The 19,834-nt window shown below is 33.7% G+C and carries 19 protein-coding genes; 10 read left to right on the forward strand and 9 right to left on the reverse strand.

The annotated features are described in order from the left end of the window. Positions 1-409 precede the first annotated feature (409 nt). Entirely contained in the window at positions 410-1,369 is a 960-nt protein-coding gene (manA, locus tag D2K62_RS10495; protein WP_117161396.1) for a mannose-6-phosphate isomerase, class I, read from the forward strand. Between the two features lie 131 nt (positions 1,370-1,500). Next, on the forward strand, positions 1,501-3,255 hold the full coding sequence (locus tag D2K62_RS10500) for a methyl-accepting chemotaxis protein (RefSeq protein ID WP_117161397.1): 1,755 nt from the start codon (positions 1,501-1,503) through the stop codon (positions 3,253-3,255). A 46-nt stretch (positions 3,256-3,301) separates the two neighbouring features. Here D2K62_RS10500 and D2K62_RS10505 read toward each other — a convergent pair whose 3' ends face one another. The 4 genes from D2K62_RS10505 to D2K62_RS10520 form a co-directional block, all read right to left on the reverse strand. Next, entirely contained in the window at positions 3,302-3,835 is a 534-nt protein-coding gene (locus D2K62_RS10505) for a GNAT family N-acetyltransferase (RefSeq protein ID WP_117161398.1), read from the reverse strand. A 153-nt stretch (positions 3,836-3,988) separates the two neighbouring features. Further along, positions 3,989-4,981, reverse strand: a complete 993-nt coding sequence (mgrA, locus tag D2K62_RS10510; RefSeq protein ID WP_117161399.1) for an L-glyceraldehyde 3-phosphate reductase — start codon at positions 4,979-4,981, stop codon at positions 3,989-3,991. A gap of 27 nt (positions 4,982-5,008) precedes the next feature. Beyond that, on the reverse strand, positions 5,009-5,368 hold the full coding sequence (locus tag D2K62_RS10515) for a Lin0512 family protein (RefSeq protein WP_117161400.1): 360 nt from the start codon (positions 5,366-5,368) through the stop codon (positions 5,009-5,011). Positions 5,369-5,518: 150 nt separating this feature from the next. After that, positions 5,519-6,079, reverse strand: a complete 561-nt coding sequence (locus D2K62_RS10520) for a GNAT family N-acetyltransferase (RefSeq protein ID WP_112182562.1) — start codon at positions 6,077-6,079, stop codon at positions 5,519-5,521. 141 nt (positions 6,080-6,220) lie between these two features. On the opposite strand from D2K62_RS10520, the gene D2K62_RS10525 reads away from it, so the two are divergent. From D2K62_RS10525 to D2K62_RS10535, 3 genes are all read left to right on the forward strand, one after another. Then, positions 6,221-6,847: a flavodoxin family protein gene (locus D2K62_RS10525; protein WP_112182561.1), complete on the forward strand. Its 627-nt coding sequence runs from the start codon at positions 6,221-6,223 to the stop codon at positions 6,845-6,847. A gap of 129 nt (positions 6,848-6,976) precedes the next feature. Beyond that, positions 6,977-7,156, forward strand: coding sequence for a hypothetical protein (locus D2K62_RS10530; protein ID WP_112182560.1), 180 nt, complete (start codon positions 6,977-6,979; stop codon positions 7,154-7,156). Positions 7,157-7,419: 263 nt separating this feature from the next. After that, a complete protein-coding gene (locus tag D2K62_RS10535; RefSeq protein WP_112182559.1) occupies positions 7,420-8,088 on the forward strand; it encodes a potassium channel family protein in 669 nt (222 codons plus the stop codon). 14 nt (positions 8,089-8,102) lie between these two features. On the opposite strand, the gene D2K62_RS10540 is transcribed toward D2K62_RS10535, so the two are convergent. The 5 genes from D2K62_RS10540 to D2K62_RS10560 form a co-directional block, all read right to left on the reverse strand. Further along, positions 8,103-8,702 (reverse strand): DJ-1/PfpI family protein, encoded by a 600-nt coding sequence (locus D2K62_RS10540; RefSeq protein ID WP_117161401.1) that lies wholly within the window; start codon positions 8,700-8,702, stop codon positions 8,103-8,105. Between the two features lie 103 nt (positions 8,703-8,805). After that, positions 8,806-9,081 carry a hypothetical protein gene (locus tag D2K62_RS10545; RefSeq protein ID WP_112182557.1) on the reverse strand — a complete coding sequence of 92 codons (276 nt, stop codon included), beginning with the start codon at positions 9,079-9,081 and terminating at the stop codon, positions 8,806-8,808. Between the two features lie 73 nt (positions 9,082-9,154). Beyond that, positions 9,155-9,598 carry an ASCH domain-containing protein gene (locus D2K62_RS10550; RefSeq protein ID WP_117161402.1) on the reverse strand — a complete coding sequence of 148 codons (444 nt, stop codon included), beginning with the start codon at positions 9,596-9,598 and terminating at the stop codon, positions 9,155-9,157. After that, positions 9,598-10,023: a GNAT family N-acetyltransferase gene (locus tag D2K62_RS10555; protein WP_117161403.1), complete on the reverse strand. Its 426-nt coding sequence runs from the start codon at positions 10,021-10,023 to the stop codon at positions 9,598-9,600. Before D2K62_RS10555 ends, D2K62_RS10550 begins: the two co-directional genes overlap by 1 nt. A gap of 108 nt (positions 10,024-10,131) precedes the next feature. Then, positions 10,132-10,554 carry an organic hydroperoxide resistance protein gene (locus tag D2K62_RS10560; protein ID WP_117161404.1) on the reverse strand — a complete coding sequence of 141 codons (423 nt, stop codon included), beginning with the start codon at positions 10,552-10,554 and terminating at the stop codon, positions 10,132-10,134. A gap of 145 nt (positions 10,555-10,699) precedes the next feature. Between D2K62_RS10560 and D2K62_RS10565 the strand changes: the two genes are divergently transcribed. The 5 genes from D2K62_RS10565 (at position 10,700) to D2K62_RS10585 (ending at position 19,816) form a co-directional block, all read left to right on the forward strand. Further along, positions 10,700-11,149, forward strand: a complete 450-nt coding sequence (locus tag D2K62_RS10565) for a MarR family winged helix-turn-helix transcriptional regulator (RefSeq protein WP_117161405.1) — start codon at positions 10,700-10,702, stop codon at positions 11,147-11,149. A 27-nt stretch (positions 11,150-11,176) separates the two neighbouring features. Beyond that, on the forward strand, positions 11,177-11,656 hold the full coding sequence (gene rlmH, locus D2K62_RS10570) for a 23S rRNA (pseudouridine(1915)-N(3))-methyltransferase RlmH (protein WP_117161406.1): 480 nt from the start codon (positions 11,177-11,179) through the stop codon (positions 11,654-11,656). Between the two features lie 171 nt (positions 11,657-11,827). After that, complete coding sequence (locus D2K62_RS10575) at positions 11,828-15,565, forward strand: hypothetical protein (protein ID WP_117161407.1); 3,738 nt, start codon at positions 11,828-11,830, stop codon at positions 15,563-15,565. Between the two features lie 303 nt (positions 15,566-15,868). Further along, complete coding sequence (locus tag D2K62_RS10580) at positions 15,869-16,945, forward strand: DNA adenine methylase (protein WP_117161408.1); 1,077 nt, start codon at positions 15,869-15,871, stop codon at positions 16,943-16,945. Between the two features lie 30 nt (positions 16,946-16,975). After that, positions 16,976-19,816, forward strand: a complete 2,841-nt coding sequence (locus D2K62_RS10585) for an Eco57I restriction-modification methylase domain-containing protein (protein ID WP_117161409.1) — start codon at positions 16,976-16,978, stop codon at positions 19,814-19,816. The last annotated feature ends 18 nt before the right edge of the window (positions 19,817-19,834 follow it).

Genomic DNA, 19,834 nt, shown 5'->3' on the forward strand with positions numbered 1-19,834 from the left:
AGGTTTACAAGTGGATAAACGATAGAAAATAAGAAGTTTTACACATGAAATGGTCAAATATAGATAGTTATGCACAGCCTGTGTATAAAGCTGAGGATAACTTTCTATATTTAGTGGCGAACATTTATTCCGATACCAAATAGCAAATAAATAAAAAAACATGTAGATGAAATACGTGGATAACCTGTTATTAACCTGTTAAGTACTGTTGATAAACGATTATAATAGAATTTGTGTATAAAATTGTGGATAACAATTGTTGAACAAATTCATTTGTTACATACGCAAATAGGAAATAGTTTGATATGATATAAAGAAGAAAAGTAATATGTGTTTTTCATTATGTTTATCCATTTTATCCAAAAATATTTTTTCAGAAAACAGCCTATTAAAAGGAGTGTATAAAGTAATGTATCAAGAACCTATTTTCTTAACGCCTGTCTTTCAAGAACGGATTTGGGGCGGACAAAAGTTACAAACTGAATTTAATTATGAGATTCCATTTGAACATACTGGTGAAGCTTGGGTTATATCCGCGCATCCAAATGGCCCGAGTATAATAAAGAACGGTGCCTTAAAAGGAGAGTCTTTAAAAGAGGCCTGGGAACAACATGGCGATTTATTTAATAGAAAAACAACGAGCGATGAAGCCTTTCCATTATTAATTAAAATTCTTGATGCTAATGATGATCTATCTGTTCAAGTACATCCTGATGATAAATACGCGAGAGAAGTGGAGAATCAGCCATATGGAAAGACAGAATGTTGGTATGTGCTGTCAGCAGATGATGATGCTGAAATTATATTTGGACATCATGCAAATACACGTGATGAATTGAAACAAATGATAGCAGATGGAGAGTGGGATAACTTATTACGAAGGGTGCCTGTTAAAGAAGGTGATTTTGTTTACGTTCCAAGTGGAACCGTTCATGCAATAGGTAAAGGTATTGTCATATTAGAAACACAGCAGAGCTCTGACATTACATATCGCGTTTATGACTATAATCGCATAGATGCACAAGGTAATACGAGGGAGCTACATTTAAATGCCGCAACAGACGTGACAACTGTTCCGCATGAGACTCCAAGTGTTGACCAACTAGAAGAAATAGATGCTGACTTAACTGCCAAACGTTTAGTAAAAGAAACATATTTCACTGTGTACCATTGGAATTTAGATGGTGTAGTTGAAAAAGAACGTGTTGTCGATTTTCTGCAAATAAGTGTTGTAAAAGGACAAGCGGAAATTACTGTTAAAGGAAACGTATTTACAATAAACAAGGGTGAAAACTTTATTATTCCAGCAACAGTTGATCACTATCGATTAGAAGGACAAGCGGAATTTATTGTTTCGTATCCATCATAAGTTTTAGCTAAAAACACAAGGTGCCCTTAACTTTGTGTTTTTATTGTAAAAGGGATATTTATACTACTTTCCTTTTCGTGGAAATTTATGTATTATTAAAGTTACATATAAAAGCACCAAGGGGGAAATAAATGAAAAAACGACTAAATAAAATTAACCGAATATTCAAACTACTCACACTTTCCATTCGTGCTCGTATTATTATGGGATTTTCTATTGTACTGTTACTCGTTGTAGCAATGACTGGTGTGATTTTCTATCAAATGAATGCTATATCTGAAAATGATCAAGGTATTGCGGATTTATCATTACCAGCTATGATAGAAGCAACAACAATGAATAATGAAATGTTACACATTAATAAGAAAGTGAATGAAGCTTCAAATGCAACAAATGTGAGTTCTATTGAGGAAATACAAGAAGAAATTGATATATCAATAAAAAGGTTAGAAAAAAACCGTGTGGAAATTGAACCATTAATTGAAGCATTAGATAATGAAGAGATCAAACAACAATATTTTGGCTATGTACAACAATGGACAACTTATAAAAGTAGAGCGCATTCAATTGTAGAATTAGCTTTAGCTGGTGATCAAATTGGTGCGGAACAAGAAGTACTTGAATCAATTGAGTATTTTGATAGTGCAAACAGTTCATTGTTAGCAATCGTCGACAGTACAAAGGAAAGAATTGAAGCGAGTGTAAATCAATCTGTTCAACTTAACGAATCTGGAATTAGTTGGGTTTTTATTATTAGTTGTCTCGTTCTTCTTTTTACGATTGGCGTAATCTTTTTAACTATTAGGTTTATCATTAAGCCAATTGCTAAAATTTCAGAGCAAGTAGAAACAGTAGCAAAAGGTGATTTTACAGCAAAACCATTGCCCGTACAAACCAATGATGAGTTAGGAAAGCTAACAAGTGATTTTAATGCAATGACAGCTAGTATGAAGGCGCTAATGAAGGAAGTAATTATAAATGCACGTTATGTTAGCAAAACTTCTGATCAAGTCGTAACACATACAGAAGAAACAAAGTCGGGTGTAGCTGAAGTTGCTCAATCGATTTCAGAGGTCTCGACGGATACAATAGAACAGTTAGAAAGTATGGAACATTTAAAAGGATACATGAAAGACATAACGGACCATATTGGGGAGGTTTCAGACAAAATACAGATTGTTACCGGTTTAGCTGCTACGTCAAAGGATAAAGCTAACATTGGGAAAGAGAACATGGCTATCATGATCAATAAGGTCAATCAAGTAGAAGAGCGCGTTTATATGTCTGTTAAACAAATGAATAAGCTAGATTCTAAATTTAATGAAATGGAAAAAATTATTGCAGTTATTCAAGGGTTTTCTAGTCAAACAAATTTATTAGCATTAAACGCAGCAATTGAAGCGGAACGAGCTGGTGAAGCTGGTAAAGGTTTTGCCGTTGTTGCGTCGGAAGTTCGTAAGCTGGCAGGTCAATCAGAAGCGTCAACCAAGCAAATCGAACAGTTAATTCAGGACCTGCAAAATAATACAAAGGAAACAGCCTTTACGCTCGAAAATACTAATCAAATAACAATGGATAGTAAACAGTTTGTTACTAATTCTTCTCAAAGCTTTGATGAAATCGTGGAAGCAACAACAGCAGTCGATCAACAAATTCATGCTGTCTTAACAAACGTCAAACAAGTTACAATAAGAGCTGAGAAGGTAACAGAAGTAATTAAAGAAATAAGCGAAGTTGCAAATCAAACGACAATAAATACAGAAACCGTAGCGGGTGTTTCAGAAGAAGCAAGTGCAGCTATGGAAGAAGTCTCAACGTCGCTTAGCAGATTAGCAGAAATGAGTGGAAAATTACAACAAAGTGTGAGTAAATTTATTGTAGAGTAATTATATAAATTCCGCCTGTTTTTAACAGACGGAATTTTATTAGCTTTTAATCATGTTGCCATTCAGTCTCAAGTATACTCATCTCATAGAGACTCCAATATTGATCATTCATCTTTCGATAGTCTCTGAGTAATCCATCAATAAGGAATCCAGCCTTTTTATAGCAGTTGATTGCGCCAATATTAAAATCAAATACACCTAAGCTAAGTCTATGTAAATGTAAGTCTTCAAAACCTATTTTGACGATTGCTTTAATCATCAATTCCCCTGTCCCTTTCCCTCGCATACTTGTATCGCCGACTAGGACTTTGCCAATTCGTGCACTTTTATTTCTATAATCTATATTGCCTAAAGAAATGTGACCAATTGTTCTGCCGCTTTGCACATCTATTACTTTATAAACAAGTTTCGTAGCATCTTGCTGGTTACTATCTTCAAGATAGGTACTTAATTGACTTTTTGAAAGCGGAAATGTAAATGTCGGACCAGCCCATTGAAGTAAAAAAGCAGGTGAGGTTCCATTATTCCATTCTATCAATTGTTCAAAGTCGTCTTCTGTAAAATATTCTAACCGTATCATCACTTGCACTCCTTTCCATTAGAGCTAATCTAAAGAACGCTTTCGTATTTTTCGTATATTAAGTTTAAATCAACTTTACTTCAGACGGTAGTATTTTTAAATGCGTATCAAAACAAAACACCGTTAGGAATTACCTAGCGGTGTTTCCATCCATCATTTTAAGATGGAATTAATGGTTGCTAATTCATTTTCAGTGAAGTCAGCATATTCTAATGCTTTTACATTCTCTTCAATTTGACTGACACGACTTGCACCAATAAGAGCAGAGACGACCGCTTTTTCTTGTAAGACCCATGTTAAGGCCATTTGTGCTAATGATTGTCCACGTTCTTTCGCAACCTCATTTAGTTGTTTGACTTTGATTAACACATCTTCTGAAACATCCTTTTCATTTAAGAATGGAATGTGAGATTTTGCTACACGTGAATCATTAGGAATGCCATTTAGATATTTATCTGTTAGTAAACCTTGTGCTAAAGGAACAAAGGCAATACAACCAATACCTGCCTTTTCTAATACAGTGGTTAACCCCTCTTCGACAGAACGGTTAAACATTGAATAAGCTGCTTGATGAATAATAAAAGGCGTTCCTTGTTCTTGTAGGATCTTCACTGCTTTATCAGTTTGCTCGGCTGAATAGTTTGAAACTCCAACATAAAGTGCTTTACCTTGGCGAACAATTAAATCAAGTGCAGCCATTGTTTCTTCTAAAGGAGTCTCTGGATCTGGACGATGATGATAAAAAATATCAACATAGTCTAACTGTAAACGCTTTAAACTTTGGTCTAAACTAGAAACAAGATATTTTTTTGATCCCCAATCACCATAAGGACCGTCCCACATTTTAAAACCAGCCTTAGTGGATATGATCAGTTCATCTCGGTATTTTTTAAAATCCTTATTGAAAATAGTTCCAAAGTTTTCTTCTGCGGAGCCTGGAGGAGGTCCATAATTATTTGCCAAGTCAAAATGTGTAATTCCTAAATCGAAAGCTCGTTGCAACATTTTGCGCTGGTTTTCAATGGTATCTTCACCACCAAAGTTGTTCCAAAGGCCAAGCGAGATAGCGGGTAGTTTTAAACCGGAATTTCCAACCCGATGGTACGGCATGTTTTCATATCGATCACTTGCAGGTATATAAGTCATCATTAGTCCTCCTATTTTGATTCCTTTTTAGTAGCCTACTTCTACGGCTGCAATAACGATATACATTAAATCATTCTTGTCAGCTTGTTCTTCTAAAACAATGCCACTAGAGGTCGCCATCCCACCATCAATGATCTCGATAGTAACAGATCCATAAGGGATTTCTGCAATAACTTTTTCCATATCAACAAGGTGTGAATCTGCAGGTACAGCTAATTTAACATTCACCACCATATTATCTAATGACTGATCAGGTAAGTAATGCTTTATTCCAGGCATTGAATTATAATGAATGGCATTTTGAACGGCTCTTATAGATGCTTTCGTTATATCTTGCCCGTGTGTATCCATACCTGTTCCTGTTTCAACAAAAATAATACGTTCCATTTTTCATACCTCCTATAGTCTACATATACTAAGCATACCTGATTCTGATAGTGTATAAACATCGTATAGTTGTTATGTAATCATTTCGACACGTCTTAATAAATAACCTTCTCACCTGTTAAAGTATTGCCTGGGAAATAATCTGAGTAATCATTCGAGAGATAGTTCATCCCATTCCTGGCGTAAAATCCCCATTTTAATTGCATCATAATAGGTATCATTTACGAATCGTGCATTTCTAATTCTTGCTTCTACTTGCATCCCAACTTTTTCTGCAACCTTCATCATTCTAAGGTTTCCTGACCAAGTTGACATACCTAAACGATGTAAAGTTGTTGATTTAAAAAGGAAATCTATCCATAGCTTATATGCTTCGTAACCATAACCGCCATTCCAATAATTTTTGTCGTAGATAACAATTCCAGTTTCCAACCAGTTGGTGTTTTTATCGATCCAATAAGCACCAACTGTACCGATCAGTTTATCATCTATCAAAATAACCAAAGTAGTTGGAACATTAGGGTATAACGTATTATTTTTTTTCCAACTTAATTTGTACTCGTCTTTTGAAAGATGTGTTTCTGGAATATAGGGTCCATTCCATTTCTTAGCGGCTTGTTCTTCTTCTTCATATCGCCAGTAATATAGTCGATCAATATCCACTTGTGTTGCTTCTTTTAAAACTACTTTTTCACCAACAAGATTTATCATGAAAAGACTCCTTCTTATGCTTGAAGTAAACGTTTTTATAATAGTTAGTTTAGCATAATTTCTGTAGATAGTTAAAAGCATTCAGATTTATCGGTTTAGAATTAGGGTATGTAAATATAAAAGTTAGAAAGAAGGGATAGTATGAGTAAACTGAACGTTCTATTTTTGAATGCATCTTTAAAAGGTAGAGAAGAAGTTTCAAATACAGAAGCGCTTTATCAACAGGTGGAGGAAATATATCGTGAGGAAGAATGTGAAACGGAGAATCTTCGTTTAGCCGATTACCATATTCCATTCGGTATGAGTGAAGACATGGGTGATGGAGATGAATGGCCACTTGTCCTAGAAAAAGTGAAGGCTGCAGATATTGTACTTATTGGAACGCCTATTTGGTTAGGTGAAAAGAGTAGTTTAGCAACGCTTGCAATTGAACGGCTATATGCGAGTAGTAGTGAAACCAATGAGAAAGGACAATCCATTTACTATAATAAAGTTGGTGGCGTAGTTATAACAGGAAATGAAGATGGCGCTAAAAAGGCTGCTTCTTCCGTCTTATATGGACTATCACATATCGGTTTTGTGATCCCGCCGAATGTAGATACTTATTGGGTAGGAGAAGCTGGACCAGGTCCTTCATTTATTGATGCTGGAGGAAAAGATAGTGACTTTGTGAAGAGTCATGTTAGTATGCTAGCATATAACACGTTGTATTTCGCGAAATTATTAAAGGATCATCCAATCCCTGCAAAAGGAAACACAATGGAATAAAAAGTAGCAAAAGAACAGTCATCATATAAATGGTGATTGTTTTTTTAAAAAAGATATCTATCGAAAACGGGTGTATATAAACTTGAAGGTTGAACGTGTTAGAATAGTAATACGGAGGTTGATAACAATATGAAAAATAACTATACAGTGCTGTTTATTATGTTCTTTGTTGGATCAATTGCAGGAGGTTTAGCATTGAATAATATTTTTGAATACGCCATGGTTACTGGGATTGGTTTAGGAATAATCTTTCTTCTGTGTGCTGGATATTTCGCAGGCAAGGATAATAAGAAGGCAGAGTCAAAGTAATATGTTTTATTACTATTGCTAAGAGGGATACACTTTAAAGATTCTCGAAAGAAGATTTCGTCACTCCTATTGCCAAGTAACAATGGATTAAAACTAAAACGCACTAATACGTTTAGACGTTATATCTATAAAAAACAGTAGAAATGTATAGTTTCTTTACCTTTGTTTTAATCTTATGGTAAGCTAGTAACAATTTGAATGCTTGAAAAGGTATTTAAAGCCATAGTACATTAAAAATAACTATTGTTTTGAAAGGAATTAAGATGGTAAAAGTTGAGAAAAAAGAGTTTGTCATCATGGGATTAGGTAGATTTGGTGGTAGCATGTGTAAAGAGTTGATTAAAGAAGGCGTTAATGTTTTGGCGATTGATAAGGATCGTGAGAGAGTACAGAAGTACGAAGACATTGCAAGTCAAGGTGTTGTACTTGATGCAATGGATAAACAAGCATTAAATGCAGTTGGTATCAGTAACTTTGATTGTGCTATTATTAGTTTCGGTGATGATATGGAGTCAAGCATATTAGTAACACTGTTATTAAAAGAGATGGGAATGAAACAAGTATGGGTGAAAGCTCGTAATGAATACCATCAAAAAATACTAGAAAAAATCGGTGCAGATAAAATTATTCATCCTGAACGTGATATGGCCAGAAGAATTGCGCATCACATTACGTCGGATAGAATCGTTGATTACATTGAAATAAGTAATAAACACAGTATTATTGAGATAGTAGCGAGTAGCCAAATTATAGGTAAAACAGTAGCTAACTTAAAAATAAAAGAAAAATATAAATGTGAAATTATTGCTATTAAAAAGAATGAAGAAAGTGTAGTCATGATACCAGCTGCTGATAAAGAGATTGAAACTGGCGATATCTTAATTGTAATGGGTGATAACCGTAAACTTAATCGCTTAAAAGAGGGAGTTTAAGATCTAGCTAAAAATCAAATCTTAGCTAGATCATATTCCATTCGCTTTACTGTTTGTAAGGCGATTTCTTCATTTAATAAACGTCTTACTATATGCAGACTCATCTGTATCCCTGCTGAGATTCCGGCTGAAGTAATAATACTTCCTTCGTCTACGTATTTTACGTTAGATAGTACATGCACTTTAGGGAACTTTCTTTGTAAAATCTTGATGTCCATCCAGTGTGTGGTGGCCTTTAAATTATCTAACAATCCTGCTTTGGCAAGAAGAAAGGAACCCGTACAGACACTCGCAAGTAGTTCTACTTGTGAACTTTGAGCCTGAATCCAGTTAATCACTACTGGATTTTCAATCTCAATATGATCAGCTCCATACCCTCCAGGAATAATCACGATATCAAACAATGGTGCTGTTTCAAAGCTATAATCAGGTTGTACTTTTAAACCATTACGTGCTTTAATTAGCATGCCATCTTCTGAGACTGTCTTAACTTGAAATGGTTTTTCTTTCGTCACGGGATCTTCCGTAATAGATAACACTTCAAATGGACCAGCAAAGTCCAACACCTCTACTTCATTAAATAAAAATAGGCCAACTAACCACTGCTTTGTCATTTTATTCAGCTCCTTTAATAAGATAGACGGGAGCCTCACTTTAAAAGTTCCAATATACGGTCGGTTATTTTTTCAAAAAAAGAAACCTCTGTTTAGAGGTCTCCTATAAAACATCACTGTTATTTTGTTGTGCTTCTTGTACTTGTTGCCGGATATCGTGGAGCTCTTCCGCTGCTTGTTGGAATTGTGGATTCTCTGTTGCCTCAGTACCAGCTTGTTCACGGGTACTATGCAAGGCATCTTCAGCTAGTTGTAACAGTTCCTGTGCTTGTTGAAGTAAATGAGGATCTTTACCTTGTGCCTGCATCACATCATGTTGTGCTGCTTGAATCTTTTTGCTAATGTCCTGTAATTGAAAATGTAAGTTCTCTTCTGCCATATAGATGTCCTCCATTTGTTTAGAAAGTACATCTAGTAGCATTCCATGAAAAATTTTAGATATGTATGACCAACTAAATTAGTACCTCAAAGCGTTCACAAACTAGAAGCAGATCCTCTTTAAATTCCATATTTAATGATCGAAGTTCCTCTGTAAAAAACGTCTCATGTGCATGCCACCAATAAGAATAGGTCCTGTCACCCTCACCTTCCGCTAGTGCAAATTCTTCTGGTACTTCATTCATGGGTGCAAGTGTCACTTCTGTCGTTTTAATAATTACGACAGGTTCATCCTGACTGTCTAGGACAATACTATAGTCACCAACTTTAGGAAGCGGCTCCTTCTCAACTTCATAAAAGATATGGGCGGAGCACGTTGCTGTTTTTATATTATCGCAAACAAGTTTGGCTAATGTGTCGGCCTCAACTCCAAATTGCCATGCCGTATAAGTAGTAGGTGCTTGCACATTTTTGTCTTTCCAATAAGCCTTCCAAAAATCTACTATTGTTTGTTTCATTAGTTAATCACCTTTTTAAACACATAACTAGCACGCTCATAATCCATTTTCTTTTCATAAAAACGGTGTGCGTCTGTGCGCTGTAAACCAGATGATAGTGCAACGGATTCATAGTTGTTTTGCTTTGCCCAATCTTCGACGTACGATAATAACTCTTCGCCATATCCATTCGAACGTTTATCTGTCGCTGTTACTAAATCACAAACCCAGACAAAACGGCCATAATAGAGTGTAATCATCGGTTTAAAACCAACGACTGCAACGATTTCATTCGCATCGTATAGAGCAGCGATTTGGTATTGATCTACTTCTTGCGCCTCTTGAACCAAAGCAAGATACTTTTTTTCATCAAGATGTGTTCGTAACTGATTCATTACAGGAAATGCTGCAAGTAATTCATCTTCGGTATGTAGTGCTTTTATCATAATAAGTGACCACCTTTATTGAGTTTTCTGTTAATTTAAGCTTGGTCTATAACCCACTATTTGTCAACAAAAAAACGCAGAAGACTCATCTAGTCTTCTGCGTTTTAATTATAAAGCTTTTGCGCTTACTTCAACATCAATGTTTCCACGTGTAGCACGTGAATATGGACAAACTTCGTGAGCAGCTTTTACTAATTCTACAGCTTCATCTTGCGATACACCATCAATAGCAGCATGTAGTTTAACGGATAAACCAAAACCACCTTCTTCTGCACCAATACTTACTTCAGCAGTTACAGTAGATTTAATTTTTTTCTTTGCTTGCCCAGCAACCATTTGAATTGCGCTATCAAAACAAGCAGCATACCCTGCAGAGAAAAGTTGTTCCGGATTTGTCGTTCCTGCTTTTTCTGATCCTCCAAGACCTTTTGGCATGGAAAGTGTAAGATCTAATGTTCCATCTGATGATTTCACCGTACCTTGACGTCCACCTTCAGCAGTTGATTTTGCAGTATAAAGAGCATTTGACATGTTTATCGACTCCATTTCTGTGTTATATTTATATTATCTACAATTTGATTGTACACAATTTAAATAAAAGAAGCAACTTAAAGTCCTTTGCCTTTCTGGGTGTTTAAATAAATCTTTTGTTATAATAGAAATAGGAGTGATAAAGATGTCAGATGAAATTTTTAAATTAGAAGATCAATTATGCTTTTCTCTATATGCAACAACACGTGAAATGACGAAGCGTTATCGCCCGCTTCTAGAAGACTTACAAATAACATATCCACAATACCTTGCCCTCCTTGTATTATGGGAAAAAGACGCCATCTCTGTTAATGAACTCGGGCATCGCCTGTATTTGGACTCAGGAACATTGACGCCAATGCTGAAGCGGATGGCAGAACACGATTGGATCAAGCGGGAACGATCAGATCAAGATGAACGTAGAGTGATCGTAACCTTAACAGAAAAAGGACGAGCAGCACAGGAGAAAGCGGCATGTATTCCGACAAAGCTACTTGAGAATGTCGATGGGTACCCAGAAGAATTTGAACAACTAAAACGAACATTAATGAAAATGTTACACAGTCTGCATGAACAAAATACAAAGGAACGATGAAATGAAAGGCTATTTGGAGGACAATAGATGAACATTACAATTATTAGTGTTGGGAAGTTAAAAGAAAAATACTTGAAGCAAGGCATTGAGGAATATGTAAAACGTCTAGGTGCCTATGCGACAATCAACCTTGTCGAAGTTGCTGACGAAAAAGCACCAGAGAATTTGAGTCAAGCACAAATGCAAGAAGTCATCAACAAAGAAGGAGAACGGATACTCTCCAAGATCCATCCAGATACATACGTAGTCACATTAGAAATCAAAGGCAAGCAACTTACCTCCGAACAACTAGCCAGCCAACTTGATGGCCTAGCAACACACGGAAAAAGCAAAATTGCCTTTGTGATCGGTGGATCGCTTGGTTTAAGTGAAGCAGTAAGAAGTCGCAGTGACTTTGCCCTCTCCTTCTCAAAAATGACCCTACCACATCAACTGATGCGTTTGGTGTTGGTGGAACAGGTTTATCGGGCTTATCGGATTAATCGGGGGGAACCGTACCATAAGTAAATGAGGTTTTTAGTGTTGTATTTTTAATTCATAAATTTGAGTTTTAAATGTTGTATCTATATTAGCCTATGTGGTTAATTATTTAAAGAATTTGACGACTACTCTTTTTAAATATTGAACAGTGTGAATCAAGTATTATTGAAACAAAAATTATTTTAGGAGTGAGATAATTTGGTTTTTGAAAGTATTGTATTACCATTCATTGTTGGCTTAGTTACTAATAAAGTGTCTGAATCTTTCCAGCAACAAGACTTGGCTTTAATTGTTGATGAAATATACAATAAGTCAGTTGATGAATTTAATAAGAAATATCAAGATGCATATGGTGGTGCATATGACAATTTTTTGACGAGGCAGAGGAATTTAGAACTTGTTATGAAAACGGTATTAAGTTTCAAAGATGCTTCCGAAATCGAATTTGAGAATATATTAGATTATTCAGGCAATCCAACGCCTGAAGAAGTAGTTAAGGATTTCATTATTATTTTCAATGAGAATCTTAGTAATGATGAGAGACTTACTCAATATCGTCATATGCGTGAGCATCACTTTTTAACTGAGAGAATAATGGATGAGATTAAACAAATTAAACAAATTAGATTTAAAAAGTTTGTGAGCCCTGAAGAGTCATTTAAATTCGACGCTAAGGTGGATATAACCGAAACTAAGAAATTGGCTAGTGATGTGAAGAGAGTGATTGATAATATTAATGTCTCCGACATAGTATTAATAGACTCTTTTCGGGGGTTTGGAAAAACAGAGACTCTCAAAAATGTATCTATTTCAAAGGGAATAGGTAATTTATTTGATAGTATCATGGTTATGAGGCATGGTGTAAGAAATATAGTTGATTCCTTACAGTCAGAGTTTTTCCAAGAAAAAAGGTACTTAATAATTGTTGATGATAGTGAATTATGCATGAGTGAAATTAAGGAATTATTCAACTTTATGAAATCTGTTGGAGTATTTAGTAAAATAATTATGTCAGCCCAAACTTATTCAATTGACAATATTAAGTCAATAATCTTAAAAGCTGGCCTTATGAATAATATGGTACAAGTGAGCTTGAATAATTGGGAGAAGGAGGACTATATTGATCTGCTAAGAATGGTTGCACAAGTACCTGAATATCTAGATGAAGACATTATAGTTGCTAAATATCCCTCGCCAATTTTAATCAAATGGATTGGAGAGAAAAAGGTATCATCAGATAAAAACAAAATAGAAGCTCTATTTCTCGAGCATAAAGGGCAGCTAGAGAATGATACGTATGGAATATTAAATAATTATATATCTAGAGAAGACTGTAATAGGTTGTTATTTAGTTTATGTTGTGCAGTTCCGTTTGACTTAAGTGATGAACAATGCAAGCTAATTAATAAGTCGATTCATAGAAACTATGATATAAAAATGATAGTTCGTCTTATGCAAAAAGGTGGTATCATTCGTAAAGTAGGGTATAAATATAGATTTTATCCAGATATAAAAGGAGACATCTTTTTAGCATACTCATTAAATGATTTATATGACGTAAACATTCTTGATTATTGGATTAGGCATGATCAACTCAGAGTGATAGAGAATATCAATGAAGCAGGATTAGTTAGTGGAATGGATATTCAAGATATCCTAATGTCACTGATTGACGAGTGGTCGCTTTCAGAAGAATATTTTAAACAAAGCAAAAATCTTGAAATTGCCAGCTATATTGTAAGGTTTTCACCAAAATCAGTTACTAATCTTATTTATTGCTATCTTGATTGTGTTAAAAATACAAATGATGGAGACTATTTTCGATTAACAACAGATGATTTTGGGCCTGTGTTATTAAAACTCTGGAGATTTAATGATGATAATGAAACCATACTTAACTTCTTATGTGAACTAGAAAATATTCAAATAGACGGAGCATATGATAATTATAAAGTGAGAGGGATTACTAGGCAATTATTTTCTCCAGTGACAAACAGTCCGGGAAGAATAATTGATTCATTGACTATTCTTCAAAAATGGATAAGTAATGATAAAAGTGAAGCTCTGAAAATATTTAAGTATGCTGCTTCTGAGATACTAAAGGGGGGACACGAAGTAACGAAACCAATAATTAATGGTGTTCAATTTGGTCTAAGTGTTGTACAAGTAAGTGATGAAGTAGTTTGTATGCGTGAAAAGTGCATTGAAATAATCGAATATCTAATAAATAGTAGATTAGAAAATAACATTGTAAAAATAATAGAGTCAATTTGCCGTGAGATAGGGGTTATGTCACGTGGGAAGAATGAATCTGGTCAGTCATCGCTAAAAGAAGTAATTGAGCAAGAACGGAAAAGGTTAGTAGAATTACTAGGTAATAAACTAGTAGTATCTAATGACATTTCAGTTAACATTATTATCGAAAGAATTTTAATTTACTGGTGGGCAGGTAATTATTCAGGATGTGAATGTGTAGAGTCTTATTTGCTTCAGTTTAAACGTGACGGTAGATATCTGTTTGCAAAATATTACGTCGACGTTGATTATAGTTTTTTTTCTTTTGAGGAGATAGCAAAATTGGCACCTTCTAAAGAACGACTGGACTGGTTTGTTGATGAAGTAATGCTAAATACAAATGATAGTAGAGATGATTCAAAAAGAATTGCAGAAGTTTTACATAGTGAAATTAGAAGTGTGGAGTCTCTTAATAAATTCCTTGTTTACGAATCTGAAATCATTAGTAATTTTGAATTAGCATGGTCAAGTCCAAACATTATTGAGCGATGGTTTGAATATAACAATGATTTATTTATTGAATTTCTAAAATCTGTGCATTATTCAAATACAGCGGGATTTCTAAAGGCATCAATATTTTATTCAGTAATTACTCATAGCAATCAAAAAGAGGAAATCATTAGTTCGTTTTTAGTACTTGAGGCCAAATTATCAAATGATGAAATATTCATATTACTAGATATTGCTAAAGATAATTCCTTGAGCGATGAATATGTAGTAACTATGATTGATAGTATCATTGATATCTACAATTCAGAATACACGGGGGATATCATACGTCGGTTGTATTTTATTTTTAAAAATCGTGAACGTACTTACTTGATTAATATACTTTTGAAGATTATTAAAAAGTATAGTTTCAATGATTCAAGGCTAGATAGAATTGATTTTATAATTCAGCAATATATTAATGATCTTAAAGTTGTAAAAGGATTTCAAGAACTTAAAGAGGAGATTTTGGTAAGAATCAGTGCAATGGAGAAGTTAAATTATCATAAAGAAAAAACCATTGAAATATTGTTGCTAAACAAGGAAGAAGCTATTGAGTTCATTGAAGCTAGATTAAAGAACACAGATATTAATAGAATCGATATAGTTCCATATGGAGGCTTTTCCTTTTTAACTAAGTTTATCTCTGATGTGGAAAGCTATAGTTTTTTAGTTGACAAATTAATGGAATTTGAGGATAAACGGCTACTTGCAGATTATAATTTAAGAAGCATTATCAAACCTTTGTTTTTAATGGGAGATGGAGAAGGCCAACCTTTAGTGTCTAGTATTCTTAAGCGTTTTATTAATGAGAAAAATGCTAGAGGTGTTATATTTTTAATGGAATGTTTTACTTTGTGTGAAAAGACGGTTGTAGATTTTGTCAATGGGCTCAAATATTTGAATGAAAATGGGAAGGGTAAAGAGGCAGAAGGGATTATTTATTCTCAAAGATATCCTGATGGAGGATGGAGTAGAAGTATTGGACAAAACTCACCTGAGCTAATGAATCAAATTTCTTTGTATTCAGAGATCCATAAGTTAATGCCTTTTGGAAGGCTGAAGTTAGTGGTTGAGAATTGTATAGATTTCTTGAAAAAAGATATGGATAAAGATTTAATTGGTGATGAAGAAATCCTTAACCCAAGATAAGGACATATCAAGAATGCAGATTAGAATTATTTAAATTTAACTTTGATCAACCTTTTTAAAATTTAAGAGTCATTACAAAGGTAGGTGATGAGAACTTAAGGCGAGAATCACTGCTATCTATTACATAGCACCGTACCATAAGTAAAAGAGTTTTTTAGGAGTATACTTATTTTATAAAAATAACTTTTAAAAAGTCTTTCGTTATTGAAAGGCTTTTTAAGTTTATAGTAAATTAAAGTCAAAAGAAACTTGTTGAATCATGTGCTATAATAATATTTTGGTAATAGATTAGGGTGGGATATTATGTCGGTTCGATTTATAGGTAATAAGAAAAAACTATTAGATTACATCACACAAAAAATAAATGAAGAAACAAAATTAAAATCAGGAACTTTTGTTGATTTATTCACTGGTACGACTTCAGTGGCAATGGAGTTTAAAAAGTTAGGTTTTAATGTAATAGCGAATGATAAATTAATAAGTTCTTATACTTATTCAAAAGCTGGATTATTAATCAACGAGGAACCCCAGTTTGAAAGTTTGTTGAAAAATATAGATATAAAGTCAAATTCGTTATTCGATCAACCATATGATTTGGTTCTTAATCACTTAAATAATTTAAGTGAAAAGGTTGGATTATTTTATAAAGAATATTCTCCTGGTGGGTCTTGCTACTATTTGGAAGAACCAAGAACTTATTTTACTGATAGTAATGCTAAAAAAATAGATGCAATTAGAGAACAGATTCATTTTTGGTTTAAAGATGGATTAATAGATGATGTAGAAAGAGCACTACTAATTTCAAGTTTAATATTCGGTGTTAATAAAATTGCCAACATATCAGGTACTTATGGTGCTTATTTGAAGACTTGGTACCAACGGGCGCTAGACCCTATAAATTTAAGCAGATATCCAATGTATTTTTCAAATAAAAGTTATAAAACTTATAATGAAGATGCCAATGCTCTAGTTAAAAAAATAGGGCATGCTGATATTGTTTATATTGATCCGCCGTACACAAAAAGACAATATAATGCTTATTACCACATTCCGGAAACTCTGGCTATAGGTGATTCGCCTAAAGTATGGGGGAAGACAGGGCAAAGGCCTCGAACAGAAAATTCTAGTTCAGATTACTGTTACAAAAGGAAAGCTGAAAATGCTCTATCAGAGTTGTTTGAAAATATTAAGGCTGACCATGTTTTCTTAAGTTATAGCACAGATGGTCATATTAGTCACAAACAGATACTAGATATTCTTTCAACCAGAGGCACTCCAAAATTTTGGGATGTTGATTATAAAAGATTTCAAAGTAATAATCCTAAAATTATAAAAGGTGATAAATTAAAAGAAATGCTTTATTACGTGAGAATTCATTGATTTTTAACTACAAAGATCGAAGGGATAATAATGGAAGATAAAAGTTTTTTGTTAGAGGATGTTAAGAAGAAAATAATTCTAAAGAAGGATATAACCAAAGAAATATTAACATTAAATAGTGTTTTATTTGACAATAGAAAGAAAATTTATCTAGAAATAGATTCGAGCGAAATTTATGAAGAGACAATTTCTATAATAACTGACATTCTATTTATATTTTTATCCACTCAGAGAAACTTAACTATGTTTGAAATTGATAATTCAAATGAAGAACTTACACAAAGAATAAAAGTTATTGTATCTGAACTAGGATCTAACAATGTAATGGAAGAAATATGGAATGAACAGGTGCAGGAAATTATTAATAACTTAAACAATTATTTCAAGAAAAATATCATTAGTGTGGATATACTAGGCGTTCTAGTTGAGGATTCAGGGGAAAAGAATGAAGCAACAGTTATGGCTTCAAAAAATGGATCTTCCCAACATAGACGTGAAATGGGTTCTTATTACACAAAAACTGAATTAATTGATGTAATTGTAAATAAAACTATAGATTCATTATGTGAGAACAAAAGTATTGACGAAATTTTACAACTTAAGGTGGTTGATCCTGCTGTTGGTGCTGGCGCATTTCTTCTAGCTGCTTTAAACAGAATCTTATATCACATTGAAAAAAATCACAGTAGTTTTTTAAGTAATGAAGAGGTAATCAAGTATAAAAGAAAAATAGCAGAAAATATCCTTTATGGAGTAGATATTAACTGGAAGGCATTAAAAGCTGCAAAATATTCTTTATGGCTAGAAGTTGGGGATAGGGAATTACCAATTGAACTAATAGGTAAAAATCTAGTAGAAGGGGATTCGCTACTAGGAAGTCACTGGGACTTAAATAACATAAAAAGTGATGAAGAAGCAGAAGCATTAAATTCAACTAATTACTATGTTGTCGGTAAACTTATTATGGGTGAAAAGGTTGATAACTGGTTAGATATCTATAAAGATTTTCTGGAAAGTGACCATAATAGACAGAATATAGATAATGAAGCAATTATACGAGGAAAAGAAAGTAAAACTTTTATATGGCAACTGGAATTTCAAGATGTTTATGCGATTAGAGAAGGGTTTGATGCTGTAATTGGAAACCCACCTTGGAATAAAATAAAGGCGCATTTGAAAGAGTTCTTTGAGCATTATGATGTGAAAATAAAAGGGATGCAAGGGGATGAACAAAAAAAATATATAGATGAATATTTCCTTTCAAATGAATACTATAAGAATTTATGGAATAATCATAAAAGTTACATTAAAGAGTATTCAGATGCAGTTAATAATTCTCCACATTTTAGTTACCAAACAAGTGTTGTAAACGGTAAGAGGTTAGGTGGAGATCGAGACTTATTTAAGTATTTTCTTGAACTGGCATATAATTTATGTCGGAAAAACGGCTATGTTGGTTTAATTTTACCTGCATCAATTATTCAGTCAGAAGGAACAACGGGACTTCGTAACCTTTTGTTTAATCATAATAAAATAGACTTACTAATAACAGTTGAAAATAGAGATAAGATTTTTCCTATAGACAGTCGATTTAAATATTCACTTTTAGTATTTAATAAAACTAAAACAGCAGATAAATATTTAAAATGTAGGTTCATGCTAAAATCGATTAATGAAGTTCAAGAATGTATTAAAAATGACTCTCTTCTAGATTTGCCAAAGGATCTGTTGGATATTTTGAGTCCAGACTATAAATCATTACCGGACCTAAAATCGCAGTTTGAAATAGGCCTTATTAAAAAAGTATATGAAGCACATCCGTTAATAAATTCTCCTAAGGGCTGGAAACTACAAATTTTCAGAGAACTAGATATGACGAATGATAGTAATTTATTTGTTAAAAAGCAAAGTTTTGAAAGTAGCATTGAGGAAAAAGTTGAGTTTATCCCTCTGTATGAAGGTCGGATGGTAAATCAGTATGATTTTGCCGCAAAAAAATACATGCATGGGGAAGGAAGACAAGCCAAGTGGAGTGACTTGGATTGGGATAACAAGAACATACATCCGCATTACTATGTAAAGAAATCTGATGCTGAGTTAAAATTCCCTAATTATACTAAAGCTAGACCTTGCTACTGTGACATTGCTGGGCAGACAAATGAGAGAGCTGTTCAGACAGCACTATTACCAAAAGAAGTTATAGCTGGTAATAAAGTGCCAACTATAAAATTACAACCAGATAATATTGCAAACAACTTAATATGGATAGCAATAGCTAACTCATTTGTTTTTGATTGGTTAATGAGGTTAAGAATGTCAACAACTATAAACTTCTTCCACTGGAACCAGATGCCGCTACCTATTATTGATACACACTCGGATGAAGGAATACAATTAGTTAAAAATGCAGCAAGATTATCTTTAGCTTCTCCGGTTATGGACGATGTACGTAAGGATCTAATTGAATTTTATAATGGAGATTTACAGTTAAATGATATTAAACCGAGCATAAAACCAATTGATAGACAGGAAATAAGAGCGAATACTGATGCTCTAGTTGCAAAGATTTATGGATTTACTAAAACTGAATTAGCATATATCCTTCACCAATTTCCTTTGCTAGACAGGAAACAGCCAAGTCTTCCAAATGATAAATCAGTAAATAACAATAGAAGCTCATCTTTTATTACAAGAGACTTGGTGTTACACCAATTTTTAGAAATTAAAAATCAAAAGAAAACGATTGACGTAGTAGAACTATTTAAATTGTGTGGGTTGAATATTGATATAATCACTGGTGATATAAGACTTTTAAATGAAAGAATCTTAGCTGCAAAAGAATTGGGCGCAATTGCATATATAACTGGTTAAGACTACAAAAATAAGCAC

Origin of the sequence: Paraliobacillus sp. X-1268, from assembly GCF_003426095.1 — a bacterium.
Taxonomy (GTDB): Bacteria; Bacillota; Bacilli; order Bacillales; family Amphibacillaceae; genus Paraliobacillus_A; species Paraliobacillus_A zengyii.